Source organism: Bacterioplanes sanyensis (genome assembly GCF_002237535.1).
GTDB lineage: Bacteria > Pseudomonadota > Gammaproteobacteria > Pseudomonadales > Oceanobacteraceae > Bacterioplanes > Bacterioplanes sanyensis_A.
Genome location: NZ_CP022530.1, coordinates 3,149,628 through 3,163,044, shown reverse-complemented (window position 1 = coordinate 3,163,044; position 13,417 = coordinate 3,149,628). Strand labels below are relative to the sequence as shown.

9 protein-coding genes are annotated in these 13,417 nt (G+C 53.9%); all 9 read right to left on the bottom strand.

Annotated elements, in window-relative coordinates:
* Window positions 1-243: 243 nt before the first annotated feature.
* The 9 genes from CHH28_RS14630 to tssF all read right to left on the bottom strand — a co-directional run bounded on the left by CHH28_RS14630 (window position 244) and on the right by tssF (window position 13,409).
* Window positions 244-1,023 carry a M91 family zinc metallopeptidase gene (locus tag CHH28_RS14630; protein ID WP_094061007.1) on the bottom strand — a complete coding sequence of 260 codons (780 nt, stop codon included), beginning with the start codon at window positions 1,021-1,023 and terminating at the stop codon, window positions 244-246.
* Window positions 1,024-1,174: 151 nt separating this feature from the next.
* Window positions 1,175-2,155, bottom strand: a complete 981-nt coding sequence (locus CHH28_RS14625; protein ID WP_094061006.1) for a GNAT family N-acetyltransferase — start codon at window positions 2,153-2,155, stop codon at window positions 1,175-1,177.
* A 416-nt stretch (window positions 2,156-2,571) separates the two neighbouring features.
* Window positions 2,572-3,696, bottom strand: coding sequence for a type VI secretion system protein TssA (gene tssA, locus CHH28_RS14615; protein WP_199243916.1), 1,125 nt, complete (start codon window positions 3,694-3,696; stop codon window positions 2,572-2,574).
* Window positions 3,680-7,834, bottom strand: a complete 4,155-nt coding sequence (locus tag CHH28_RS14610) for a type VI secretion system protein (protein WP_094061004.1) — start codon at window positions 7,832-7,834, stop codon at window positions 3,680-3,682. The genes tssA and CHH28_RS14610 overlap by 17 nt, the downstream gene beginning before the upstream one ends.
* A 51-nt stretch (window positions 7,835-7,885) precedes the next feature.
* Window positions 7,886-8,650 (bottom strand): DotU family type IV/VI secretion system protein, encoded by a 765-nt coding sequence (locus CHH28_RS14605; RefSeq protein ID WP_094061003.1) that lies wholly within the window; start codon window positions 8,648-8,650, stop codon window positions 7,886-7,888.
* Window positions 8,651-8,653: 3 nt separating this feature from the next.
* Window positions 8,654-10,075, bottom strand: coding sequence for a type VI secretion system baseplate subunit TssK (gene tssK / locus CHH28_RS14600; RefSeq protein ID WP_094061002.1), 1,422 nt, complete (start codon window positions 10,073-10,075; stop codon window positions 8,654-8,656).
* 3 nt (window positions 10,076-10,078) lie between these two features.
* Window positions 10,079-10,573, bottom strand: a complete 495-nt coding sequence (locus CHH28_RS14595) for a hypothetical protein (protein ID WP_094061001.1) — start codon at window positions 10,571-10,573, stop codon at window positions 10,079-10,081.
* Window positions 10,570-11,628, bottom strand: coding sequence for a type VI secretion system baseplate subunit TssG (gene tssG, locus CHH28_RS14590; RefSeq protein WP_094061000.1), 1,059 nt, complete (start codon window positions 11,626-11,628; stop codon window positions 10,570-10,572). Before tssG ends, CHH28_RS14595 begins: the two co-directional genes overlap by 4 nt.
* On the bottom strand, window positions 11,592-13,409 hold the full coding sequence (gene tssF, locus CHH28_RS14585; protein ID WP_094060999.1) for a type VI secretion system baseplate subunit TssF: 1,818 nt from the start codon (window positions 13,407-13,409) through the stop codon (window positions 11,592-11,594). Before tssF ends, tssG begins: the two co-directional genes overlap by 37 nt.
* Window positions 13,410-13,417 lie beyond the last annotated feature (8 nt).

Genomic DNA, 13,417 nt, shown 5'->3' with positions numbered 1-13,417 from the left:
ATGTGTGCATGGGGTTTAGCAGAAATGATGCCAGACAATCGCGAACACATTTCGCCCAAGCTGCCTTGGTTGTTGTGATCTGACAGACCGGCGCTGTGGTGCAGAAACTCTCGTTACTAGGCAGTTCTCAACGTATGATGCGAATAACCATGGCAGTGTTGTTGGGGCAGATTACGCAGAGTTTGGTGTTTTTATGTGAAGTAGGTGGCGGGTAAAAAAATACCCGCCTGGGTTGCAATGGCCCTAAAACTTCAGATCTTTTCTGCCGTAGTGACGGCGGGTTGGAATGGGTTTCAGAATGCCGCTGTTTCCTGCGTAGTGGGTATCTTGCAGCTCATTGCGCAGTTTGTTTTCTGTCAGGGGGCCACTGCCATCGTGATGCCCGACGGTATTACGCTCTTCGACTTTTGAACCCGTGGGACCGTGTATGTGCTTGCCCGAATGGTTCCCTTCCACCGTATGTACGGCATGGATTAACTCATGGCCGAGACTCATGGCGCTGGAAGAACCGACGTAGCCGGTGCGATGCTGACGTGATGCCAGCTTCGTACGATCCGGTTGGTGCGTGACAATTGCTGACGAGCCAACGCCCGACTGACTGGCTTTGACACGATCCAGCGGTTTATTCGAACCACCATGTGCACTGTCGTTGCCACGATCACGAATGGACACGTTATGGCCGCTTTGGCCAATGCGCTGTGCAATGTCTTGGCCCGTTTGTGTGCCGGCCAGTTGCGATAAATCGCGGCGTGTTTGGCGAACAAAGTCGGCGTAATGAGCGCCGGTGTCGTGTGAGCCATTGGCACGATCACGCGACAGCGTGACATTGTCCCAACCTGGTACGGTGACGTTGTCCACCTTGTTTAGCCGCGCCGCCTGCTTTTGCAGCATATCGGGTGTGATGCGTTTAAAACCGCCCTGTTCTTCCCGAGCCTGCTGCACATTATGAATCATGGTTTTAAAGTCCAGACCTTTGGACGGCGCCTTTTCCGCCCGTTTGGCCCGTTTATGCAAAAACATCATGTCGGTGATTCTCCAAATTGCAAAGTAAGTGATGAGACTGACACAACCGCTTTGCTGTCCAGTTTGTCGAGAAAGCTGTCGAGAAAGCTGTTGAGCAAGCTGGTTTACAAGCGAGTGTGCAAGCGAGCGATAACCCTCCAAGTGGTTGTGATTAACGAATAAAAGCGCCCGCCCAAGGGACGAGCTGATAGTCGCAGTCCATATCGACCATCAGCTGCTGCAGGCGATCAAACAGGCCGACCTGGCAGGTAATGTCGCTTAGTGAAAACAGCACTTCGTTGTCAAAAGGACACGCCAACGAGCACGCCATTGGCTGGAAGCCTAATTGCTGTATGGCTTTTAATGACGGCCAATTGTGGTCGTAAACTTTGGCAAACCAGTGCTGTACGCCTTGCGTGTCAGCGGCCCAATGCATGGCACTGCGGGCAGCATCGGGCCCAAACCCCTGACCTTGAAAATCGGCGCCGATCCAGTAGTAGAAAAAACCATTGTCGTTATGGATTTCCAGCGCCACTGAGCCAATAAAACCAAACGCCGGATGAATAATGGCGAACACCCACTGCCTTGGGTCTGCTTGGCTTTCTGATAGCCAGTGGTGCCAATGCCGATCGGATTCAAAGTCGGGCAAATTACAGCGCTCGGCGATATCGGTACTGTATTGCCAACAAAAGTCGGATAAATCAAAAGCCTGCAATGGTCGCAACAGCAAGCCTTGATCGCTGTGCAAACAAAAACTGTGCAGCAATAGGTTGCTGACCGTGGCAGCCACTTCGAGATGTGATGTTTCTATGTTTGGCTTGGCAATACGCAAGCGCTGCAACTGTTGCTCGGCTTCGTACCACTGACCCATGCGCAGGTGGGCTAACGCACAGAGTGCCATGTCGCCTGAATCGCCGCTGGCTGCTAATAGCTGAATCAAACCGGGCCAGTCGCACAGCTTGTGACACAGCTGGCACAGCAGTGACCAGTCATTTTCTTGAGCTGAGCTGGTTGGCGGCTTTTGCTTGAAAAGTTGTTGTGGTTGCCCGTGCAGCTGCGCGGTTTCACGCACAAACAGCATCAGCTCCAGCCGCTGCAGCGCCGACACCGGCTGCTGCAACGCCTGTTGCAACAGCGCATGGTCGGCTGGCATTTGATCTGATGACGCTGGCTGCACTGTTTAGTAGCCGTGTGCTTGGCGGGTCAGCGCCCGAGTCTGATTATTATGCTGGAATGCGTTCATACGATAGGTTCTGCCTCTGCGGTCAGTGTGTGTGATCGCGCCCATGCGTCTGCCGTGCATATGAAAATTGGTGACACTGTTGCTCCGGTGCCGTACCACCTCCATTTGCGTACGGCCATTTCGACTCACTATGCTTCTTTGGCTAGAAGCATCATCGATGGTGCGCCCGCCTCGCCCAATCATGGCGCGCATTGCTCCGGCACTGGCTCTATGTTCTGGCATGGTATGACTCCTTTCACGTTTTAATGTGTTTGGTGTTTTTTTGCGTTAGCTTTGGTCTGTATTTATTCGCTAGTTTTTAATCACTGGATTTTATTCACTGGATTTTATTCACTGGTTTCTAGGCCCATCACGTCAAAAATATTGAGCTGCCCGCCTTTTTGTAAAAACAGTTCCTGATACAAATCGGGCGCTGATTTTTCACCCCAGGCGCACGCGGTGTAGACCAAGTACGGCACCGGGCTGTGCGGATCATCGCGCATTAAAAACTCTGCTGCTTTGTACAATAACGCGAAGGCATCGGCGCGACTGTTGAGTGGGCCATTGCCACCATCGCCCCCGCCCGCTGCGGGCGGCAGCTGGCCAGCATCCTGCTCCGATGACGCATCCTCCGTGCTGGCTGGCGCCAGCTGCACGCCACGGCGCTGCAGTTCGCCATTGGTCATTACTTTTATGTCGCGCAGTAAATGGCTAATTTCAGTCAAACTGGGGCTGTCGTTGCCACAGGCTGTGTCGAGCCATTCGGTAAGTTCATCGATGGCACGCTCGCCATCGCTAACTTGCTCGCTCAGGGCCAATAAAAAATCTTTGCCGGTGGCCGCCATGTGGTGTTTGAACGCTTCTGTGGTGGGCCCATTCCAATCAATGGGTTCACTTTGCTGGCGTTTTAATTGTTCATAGCGCTGGGTATTTTCCCAGTCGCTCCAGGACATTTCGATGCCGTCGATATCCGCGTGGGTGATGGGCACCAGACGCAGTTGCAATGACAGCTTTTCGTTTATCCAGTTAATCGGGTTGGTGCGAAACTCAATGTCGCCGTCTTCCATTTGCGGATGCATGGTGTCCCAATAGGCTTGGCACAAATGGCGAATCACCATGGCAGCTGGTGCGATGCCAGCAAAGCCGTAGCGATGAATACTGGACTCCATTAACCAAACGCCGAGCTGCAAATCCTTGCTTTTATGGCACAGAGCGTTGATGGCGGTCTTCTCGACCTGCTCCCAATCTGCGGTTTTCAGCTCATGGGTCCACACGCCTTGCGGTAGAGTTGGATCGTCCGCTCGGCGAGCTTCTTTGATGGCAAAGTAGACGCCGTTGTGACGCACGGATTCACCCACGGCGTTGTCGGCAATCGGCGCCATCAGGTCGTCCAGACTTTGGCCATAAAACGATTTGATGTAGTCATTGAGCTCAGGGTTTTCGCCAGCGCTCAGATTATTGGGTAGACGCAAGGTTCTTTCCTCCGGGCAAAGACTGATCGCCAGGTATGCCTGGCGCCAAGGTTGGCAGTTGTGCAGGCACCGTTACGGGTATTTTTTGGCCCTTGTGAGTGGCGCTCACACTGACCAATAAATTCACTTTGCTGAGATAAGACGACGGAGTTTTTTCTTGGTCTGTGTCATCGGCATTGTGAGGCTGTTTTATGATCTGTCCGGCAACGGGCACTTCAAAGGTGAGCTGCGCCGCTTGGCCTTTGCCAGGGCTGGCAAAACGCTGCCACCATTCAAACAAGCCCCAGCGCCCTTGGCTGCTAAACACGGCACTGCGTTGACTGTCATCTACTTGCACAGGGTGTTCGGTATTGCGTACCGGGCGGAATTCCGAGCCGCTGGCCCAACGCAGGCGCAGCTGCAAGTCGTCACCGGGGGTCCAGTGGGTCTGACTCACACCATTGGGAAATACCAGCGACTCATGACCACTGTTCAGTGTCCACTGTACGATTTGCCGCATACCCAGAGATTGCTGTGGCAAGGCGGCAAACTCGACCTCCAACCCCAGCGCTAATGCACCGCTGTCGTCAGACGCTTGCTGCCACAACAGCGCCAGTTGATCGAGTTGTTTGACAAAATCCAACCAGCTATCCAACGCCAACTGTGGCTGTGCATCCACCAGCTCGTCGAGACCTTGTAGCAATGATTTGCCTTGCACTGGCGCTGCCCAAATGGCGCGGTAGTCCTCTAGAAACGCTGCCAATACATGCGGTTGCAGATCGCTGCGGCCGGCTTGATCGAGGCTGGCAAATGGGAATTGTCCTGCCAGCTCTTTATTAAAGCGCTCGGCCAGCGCTAAGTAGCGTTTAATCACGGTATTTTTACCGAACTGCTGACAATAGCTGCGCACCTGCTGTTCGATGCGGTAGTGGCGTGCGGCGAACAAACCGCCGGAGCGATGAGCCGTGATCGGCTGCTGCAGCCATTGATTGCAGTCATCCGCCGATAACTTCACCAACTCTGAGCCGGCAAAGGTTTCCAGTTCACTGATGTGATTGCCCGGTTCTTGGCGTTGATAGCGTTGCATATCACGCAAGGTATCCAGCCAGCGATTGGCTACGGTATCGGTGCTGTTGACGCCATCTGTGTCGACTAAAAAGCCCACCAAGGGTTTGGCGTACAAGGTCGCCATATAGCTGACCCGCTGCCGCTGATTTTGCAGGTAGCTGTCCATTTCTGCAGCGGTTGAATAGCTGAACAGCGCGGCGGCAAAGTTTTCACTGGCCCACTGCGGTGAACGCAATGGCAGATACAAACGATCGTTACTGACCAGCTGATCCAGTTGTTTTAATTGTTGGCGTGCAAAGCGCTGGCTGGCATTTTTCAGCAGCGCCAGATTGGCGTCGTCACCTTGCTGTTTTAATACCGCCATCAGCTGTTTGATGGCGGTGTTGGCACTTTGAAAACTGTTCACACTGGCGGCCAAATCGGCTTCGGCATCGCCACTGTCAAATACTGCCTGGGAGGTGTTTTGCACCATGAACACTTGCGAATTATTGATCAAGGCGCCGACCATTTGCTGTAAGTGCTTGTCGACTGCGGCAGCGTAAAATGGCTCTTCGGCGGTCGTCGACGACGGCCACCATTGGCGCTGAAATGCCTGATACGCCAGGATCGCATCCAAGGCTTCGATTAGTGTATTGCGGTGCCAGGCCACCACTAGGCTGTGGCCGTCGGAGGTGGAGCCGCCGCTGGCAGGCGGCTCATTATCTGCTGCCGGTTTAGCGATCAGTGGTAGCGACTGCAGTGCTTCTAATTCGTGCACCCAGTCTTCCAGCGTTTGGGTCATGACCAGCTTGCCGCTGCTGCCGTATTCGAACATGTCCCCAATGGGTGAAATGTGCATTTTTTCCAGCCGCTGGCGCAAGTAGGTGTCGCACTGCGGCGCTTGAAAATGATGCAAAGTGGCGTCGAGCAATAATTGTGGGTAGCCCGCGTTTTGAAGCTGTTGCGTCAATACCGTCAGTTTTTCCAGCGTGCGCCCGCACGGACTGTTGTGGCTGCCAGACATCAGCCAATGATGCTGAATAAATTCCGCCCACGACTCGAAGTTGTCCAGTGCCTCGTCCATGTCCTTATTGGAGTGAAAATAGTCGGGGTCACTGAGCGCTAGAAACGCGCGTTGCAACTGTGGAATCGGTGGCGACAGGGTTTTCTCCAACAGCCGCTCATGCACCGCAGTGGCAAGATGATTGAGCTGATTTAATTGTCGCTCGGGCTCTAAAATCTCATGCTGCTTGATGTTGTGGTCGTAAAAGCCGTCGTTAATCGCTGCGGCAATCAATGGACTTTCAAAGTCGATGGTCGAGGGAATGCTGGTGTCATACAGATAATCCAGCAAATGACGCAGGGTTTTGCCGGTATCGTTGTTGGCGCTTGGGCTGGCTAGATGAGTAAACGCTGCTTGGGCCTGCTGATACTGCTGCAGAGCGGTAGCAAAATCGATCAAACGCTTTTCCGCTTGTTTAAGGTCAGCGCTGCGCTCTACCGGTTTAGAATGATCATTGCGCAAGGCATCGGCTTTAACGCGCAGGCGACATTCCAGCCCAGGAAACAGATGTTGCGGCAGTATGCGCTGGGTGACGGCTTTTTGCAGTTCGGGTAACTGGCCGCCGCCCCAGGATGCGGGAATTGCCAAGGTATAGGGTTGTTCGCTCATGGTGCTGAGGCTGTCGAGCAACCACCAAGTGTGCTCGCCGAGAGCGTCGCAGTAGCGATCGTCACGTTCGCTGATTTGCAGCCACAACGACTCGGCTTTGTGGCTGTATTCAAACAAACTGTGGGTGTTGGCGAGCAGTGATAGACATAAAAATAGTAGCGTGGCCAGAGATGCGTATTGCATCCGTCGCAACACACGGTTACCAGAAAAACGCCGTTGCTCCAGTGGATACGCCAAGTTGGCCTCAGGCCACAATTTATAGGTGAAAAAGTCTTCCGTTAGAGCGATACGATCGTCGACCAAGCCACTGAGCCAAATGCCTCTCAGCGGCAGTGCGTCTTGAAAGCTGCTGCGTGTAAAGGTGTGGGTCAAAATAGCGCGCAAAGGTGCATGCAGCTGCATCAATTCGCGATCGAACAGCATAAAGGCGTCGATGTCCTGAATGTCTTTGCCGGCGGCAGAGGCGGCCAACTGCCCTGCTCGCACGCCGTCGACTAAGGATGTGAACGCTTCGTCAATCCAATCGGCTGAAAAAGCCTCATCCATACGATACGGGTTGGACCAGCCAAACATTTCGCTGCCAGCACCGCTGCTGCGAGCCTGCCAAAAGGCTTCAAACCCCGCGACATGGTCGCACTGGGTCAGCTGGATATACACAGGTACAACAAACCCGGTCTTTTGCTGAATGTCCCATAATTGCTGGTACAAACGTTCGCCTAACTGGCGCTGTAGAGCGGGCTCAGTAGCGGACAATAATTGCGGGGCGGAAAGGGTTAAAATGACCCCATCAATTGGCCGCTCTGGGCGATAGAAATTCAGCAGATCAACGATGGCGGTAAAGCGGCGTTCGTTTTCGACTTCAATGACGGCGCCTTGATCAAAGAAGCGCCAGTGACTGCCTTCGCTGATCAGCTGTTTTTCTCGTGCTAACAGGTGCGTACGTGTGGTGTGTGAGACACTGTCGACCCAATGACTTTTACCACTGTCATCCAGCCCGGACAGCAAATACCATTGGCTGCGATAGCGCCAATCGCGGCGTGTTGTCAGGTAGCGAATGACGTCGATGCCTTGGCGAATATGTACTTTATTTAACCACTGCCACTTAGCGCTTTGTTGCGCTTGCTGCTGTTGCTGGCGCTGACGTCTTGCCTGCAAGCGTTTTTCCAGCCAGGAAACCGGTTTACCCAACGCGTGGCTGATGGCCGAGGCCGACGACAGCAACACATCCCACAGCATCTGACCGAGTTTAAACAGCAGCCAGGTCAGCAATAATGCGGCAATGATCAGGCCAATAAACTGCCATAACGGATCGCTCCAAATCGGCTCAAGCTGAACGATCATAGGGTCCAAGCGTTGCAGCAGTGCCTGCCATAAAGACTGGGTTTGCATAACCAGATGCTGCCACCCCTGGGCTAGTGTTTGCTGCCACGAACTACCCATGTTTCTGTACTCCCACCTGCGCCATGTCAGACTGCGTTGCAGATATGCGTCTCATAGCCAAGTTCCTTTAACGGCCAGCCAAATTCCCCAGCTCACGCCTAAATACGTGATCAGTCCCAACGCCATCAGTCGATACCAGGCGCCCAGCGGCGCGAGGCGTTTTTCTTCACTGGCAGACAACACATTTTGATAGGCGCCCGGGCACAGCTGTTGCAGTTGCCCCGACGTGCTGATGCGCTTGTACAGTTGCAAACGCACGTGCTGCAGTTTTTTCGGCTGATCGCGAAAACAGCCACAGAACCCAAGGCGCATAGCAAACAGATAGACCGCAGCCAAATTTTGCTGCTGACTGTCCCAGCTGCGTTGCTTTAACAGCCGTGCAACGCCTGCAAAAAATCGTTCACCGGCATAACTGCTGCGGAAAATTCGCACCTCCAGCGGCGTGTTTTGCCAGATATGGCGGCCGCGCCAGTCGATGTTAAAAATCAGCAGTTCGTCGACCAGCGCCACCATGACAAACATGGCCTCAAACACCAGGCGATATTCACGCTCGGTTAATTGCTTGCGCAATTGTTTGGCGCAGCGCTCTATCCAGCGTTGCAAACGGTTGGCAATGGCATCGGCCAGCTCTTCATCGCTGGGGGTGCGATTTAATTTCAGTTGCTGGCTGATGTCGTCTTCCAGTTCACCGCTCTCCAGCCCTTGTTTGATGGTGACGACGTGCTGATAAAAGTGACTCATCAGACGCACAGGATCGCCGCTACCGCAGGGGTCGGTTAATGCATCGTGGGACGACCAAGGGGTGCTCTGCTTCATAAGCTACTCATGCGGCATGTGTAGAAGAATTGAGGCAGGCTGCTCAGTTTTAAGCTGCTCGCTGGTACAGACAATCACCAACTTGGCGCCAGAGCGAATGAGTTGCTTGTCAGCTTTAACGCGAAACAGAACATTGCCTTGCGCTGGTTCAATGTCACTTTTTTCATCGCGCGCGATGCGATGGCTTTTGGCACCCAATAAGCGACGCTGCATCAGCACTTTGTGCACATTGGCCGAGGCAATGCGGCTGGCACCGAGCCAATGCACCAGGCCATCACTGGAGCCTCGGCCTTGTGGTTTGAGCTCAATGATCAGATCGCGCCCTTCCCACGCTTTGTCGAATTCCAGGGTAAAGTAGCCGCTGCGCTCTTCATCAAAGCTCAAGGTGGTGTAATTCAAATTAACCCGACTGACTTGTTGATGGACGTAACGAACCACCTGTTTAAAACCGGGCAAGGCATTGTCATGGATGTAAGGTTTAAACACCGGCGGAATGGCGTTGGGGTCCAGTTCGCTGATGGGTCCGGCCAGTCGTATCAGGCTTTGATACAGCTCATAGGGGGACGTGATGGTGGTACCCGCCGCCAACTCGAAGCTCGCCAGTTCTTGCACCATGGCGCGTATCCAGCGGTGGTGGCGCTGGGCAATGTTGCGCCCTAAATGCTCGCCTTCCTCCGATAAACCAGCCAGCTGGCGCGCTTTTTGGCGAATGGATACCGCCAGCTGTTGGCACAGCTGCGCGATTGAGCGTGTTGCAGAGCCCTCTGCCGAGCTGCGAAAGGCATCGGCGGCAACGGTCAGTAATGGCGGCGAGTACTCACCGTCGATTTGAATATTACCGCCCTCTGGTTGTGCGACGCGGAACAGTGGTAGGCCGACATAGCGGTTGCTGACCTTATCGCCCAATTGCAGCGACAACCTCGGTACCAAACGCGGCATTACGATCTCATTGTCACCGGTATTTTCATCCACTCGCGGACGGTCTTCTCGGCTGACGTAGCGCTGAATTTCACTACGCCCGCTGGCGCTGCCGGCAACATGGATGGGCACCGCTAACTGCACCGTGGCAGGCCCTTCGCTGAGGTCGGCGTCAAGCGTCAGTTGCAGCCGATCTTCTTCACTGCTGCGGTAATCAATCAGCAGTCCGTCTGGCATCACCGCCACCAAACGCTGAATATTCACCTGGCCCTCTAACAGCGCTGCTTCGTCAATCACTAACTCACCCACACCCCAATAATGCGGTTGCAATAGCGACAAACGTTGACGCAGCTGCTCCTCCCAATACAGATGGTTTTGCTGAAAATGCTGGGGCGATAGCAGCATGCCCTGATGCCAGCAAATCGGGTTGGGAATGCGTGGTTGGTTGCCATCGTCATTGGCGGCGGAGCGAATCAAACTGCTTTGGCCAGTGGATAATATGGTCATCTGTTAGTCCTGCTCACGGGCGACTGTGGCGACGTCGATCAGCGCATAGCGATCGCGTAACAGTCGAATTTTTAAATGATGAAACTGCGACAATTCCGAGACGTATTGCCCTTGGCTACCGAGGTAATTGGCAAACAGCAAAATGCGTTTGGCATCGCTGTGATCCGTTGGCAAAGCGACGTTGTTGCTCAGCGTTAACGGCACCACTTCGAAGCTGACAACGGTTATTGCGCTGGCGTAGCGCATGGTCAATTCAGTTTTACGCTCAAACCATTGCGGGCCGTTTAACTCGGCCAATAAGGTGGCCACCTGATCGTCATTGATAAAGACCAAGTCGAGTGCCGTGGCAACGTTACGATTGCTGTCTGCGCTGGCTTCTAGATCAATGCGGGTTAATTCATTGGCTGGCGGTTTAACGTCGTTGGAGGAACAGGCGACCAGTGTTACGGCAGTTATTAGCAATAACAGCGCTGTGCGTATGGGCTGTGTTCGGTTCATAAGCTGCTCTCCACCATAAAACTTACCTCCACTTCATCGCCGGCCAGACTGTGCTGAAACTCATCCGACGACGGTTGCCAGGAAATTGGTAAAAAGGCTGTTAAGCCCAGCGACATCGGCGCACTCATGTGCCCCAGCTTGAGATCGGGGATTTGCACTTGCGGGCAAAATAAACTGATGCGGCAGTCAAAATGACAATCTGTGATGCGCTGAATCACGGCGACCAGCTGTTGGTGATCCTCGCCGCCGGGCACCAGCTGCTGCAGGCGCGGCCAGTCCACTGGCCCGATGATCAGGTGTATGCTTTTATGCTGGTCCCATACTTGCCGCCCGAGCACGCTGTTGCTGCCCAGTACGCAAGCATGTTGTTCACCTAAGTAGGTGTAATCGCTGTCATCAATGGTGACCCAGCCACCTTCTAAGCTGCGCATTTCGCGCAGTTGTAAGCCCAGCGAAAAGGCCAATAAATGGCGAATGATCGGCAGTGACATGCGGCAATTAGCCAGCAATCCGGCCAGCGCCAAGTCGTGATCGACATCTTGGTTGTGGCCATCATGGCCGCACAGTGCCAACAGTAAGGCACCGCTGTGACTTTGCTCAGCGTTGGTGTCGATTAACGTGGGCGATTGATCACGATTGACCAAATAGCGCAGCGCCAATAAACGCTGATTAAACAAACCCAAAAACTGCAGCATGGCCTCTTCGCCCTGCTCGCTCAGTTCGCGCAGCCATTCTACAAATGGCTCAGGTAAAGGCCCGTCTGGGGCAATTAAGCCGCCGTGAATGGGCACCAGCTCAGTTGGCTGGTGTTCTTGATAATCCAGATGGCGAACTTCACCGGGCGGGAAATCCGCGTCCAACGACAAACCAAATTGCACTTGCTCGGTTAAACGCTGCAGCAGCGCCTGGTCGTTGATGACCGTCGGTTGGTCGTACTCATCGGCATTGGCTGCGGTGAGTAATAAGCGCACCAGCTGCAAAAAGTCCCAGCCAACGCCGGGGCTTTGCAGCAGAGTGCTTACAGAATGACCTGTTCGCCAATACGCGGATGCCATTGCTTCCACACTCCTTCACGTTGATAGCTGAATAGGGTCAATTGGGTGAAATGATTGGGCGTGGTGTATAAGCCCAAAAAATGACTCAGGGTTTCACCCAGTAGCAGTGGGTCGGCACCATCAAAGCCATTTTCGTCCAAGGTCAGTGCCAGTTGTGTGCCGCGAAAATGCCCGCGCCAAGCGTCTGGGCCTAAACATTTAACCGAGCTACGCGCCTCGATCGCGACGATGCCGTTGATTTGCTTGTTGTGCGACGGATTCATCGGGTCACTGTGCAAAAACAGCAATTGACGCAGGCGTTGCAGCACCTCGTCGCTGGAGCCATTCACCAACGAGCGCAAATTTAAGTGCAGTTGCGACAGCAGTTGCACCATCGACTCGCCCACCAGGCGAGCGGGCTTAAACAATGTCGGCCGTGTTACCAGCTGAGCGTGTTGCATTGCTCCTGCCCCCACCAGCTGCATACGATCACCCACGCGCAGGGATTCGCCTAGGTTGCGGTTGCTGCATAAGCCCTTGGCACTGAGTGTTTGATCGACCGGCATGGCCGGTTTTAATTGTTGATCCTGCAACGCCACCATGGTGTCGCAGCCTTGCGTCGATGGCGATATCGGCGCAACCAAGCGAGTCAGATAACGCAGTTGCTGCGCCGGCGAACAGGCTCCGTCACCGCCTAGCCATGCTTCTGCGCGGCGCACCGTGCCATCGGCCGATAGAATTTTTACCTCGTTGACACTGTGCACTTCGCTTTGGCCATATTGGCTTTCGTCGGCCAATAAGCGGTACTCATAGCGACTGTGATCGAGCTGTACAGGCTTAAAAGTAGCCGGGAATAAGTTAATGACGGGAAAGCTGTTGATCGACAAGCTATTGGGGTGAATAGCGGGCAGTAAATCGGTGCGCTCTAAAAACAGCAGCAGCTCAAATTCGTCGGTAATGTGTTGCGCTTCGATGCCGCTCAGTTCGAAAAAGTAGTATTTTTCCGGGAAGTAGAAGTACTCCTGCAGCAGCCGGTAACCTTCATGGCTGCCCAACGGTTGCGGCAGTACGTTTTGCTCAGCATCAAACCCGACCCAATTAATGTTGGCGTCGGTTAATGGGATAAACTGCTCGCCCACACGCAATGCCGCACCGCCAAAATTGTTGCTGAGCAGCTGATGCAAAGGAGCGCGCAGCTCTGGGCTGTTGATGAAAAAACGCAAACGCTCCAACGGGTACTCATAAATCGGGTCGGTGCCGTTGCTGCGAATACGAATAGACACAACGCCTTGCACGTTGGCACGCTGATCCAAATACGGAAACAGATTCTTGGGTTTGGTCGCGATGTCGGTGATTTCAAATGGCCACAACGGCGTGTCATAGCAACATTGCATCCGGCACTCGACGGATTTTTGGTCCAGGCTTTCCCCTAACCGCCGCGATTTGCTTTGAGCGCTGAAAATACGGCCTTTTTCCAGTTGATAGCCGTTAATAAAACTGGCGCCGTCACTCAATACATTGGCCTGCATAATGGCCATGCTGGGCACCGAACGCATTAAATTTGGATACAAACTCAGCAATAAGTGATTCGGTGTCTCATAGCGCTGGCGTTCCATGTCCGAGCGCAACCGGGCCGTCAGCCAAGCAAACGATTGCAATAATTGCTCGACGTGGGGGTCGGCCGAATGCCCGGCGCTGAGTCGCAATTCTGAGGCGACGGCCGGATACGCGTCGCTGAACGCCGCTACGGATTGGCGCATAGCGGTCAGTTCTTGTTGAAAATTGCGAATGTCTGCGCTCATGCTGCCCT

Coding starts and splice junctions, on each gene's coding strand:
- tssG (WP_094061000.1), bottom strand. CDS start 11,628: ATGGCATCCGCGTATTGGCGAACAGGTCATTCTGTAAGCACTCTGCTG.
- CHH28_RS14595 (WP_094061001.1), bottom strand. CDS start 10,573: ATGAACCGAACACAGCCCATACGCACAGCGCTGTTATTGCTAATAACT.
- CHH28_RS14610 (WP_094061004.1), bottom strand. CDS start 7,834: ATGGGTAGTTCGTGGCAGCAAACACTAGCCCAGGGGTGGCAGCATCTG.
- CHH28_RS14605 (WP_094061003.1), bottom strand. CDS start 8,650: ATGAAGCAGAGCACCCCTTGGTCGTCCCACGATGCATTAACCGACCCC.
- tssK (WP_094061002.1), bottom strand. CDS start 10,075: ATGACCATATTATCCACTGGCCAAAGCAGTTTGATTCGCTCCGCCGCC.
- CHH28_RS14630 (WP_094061007.1), bottom strand. CDS start 1,023: ATGATGTTTTTGCATAAACGGGCCAAACGGGCGGAAAAGGCGCCGTCC.
- CHH28_RS14625 (WP_094061006.1), bottom strand. CDS start 2,155: ATGCCAGCCGACCATGCGCTGTTGCAACAGGCGTTGCAGCAGCCGGTG.
- tssF (WP_094060999.1), bottom strand. CDS start 13,409: ATGAGCGCAGACATTCGCAATTTTCAACAAGAACTGACCGCTATGCGC.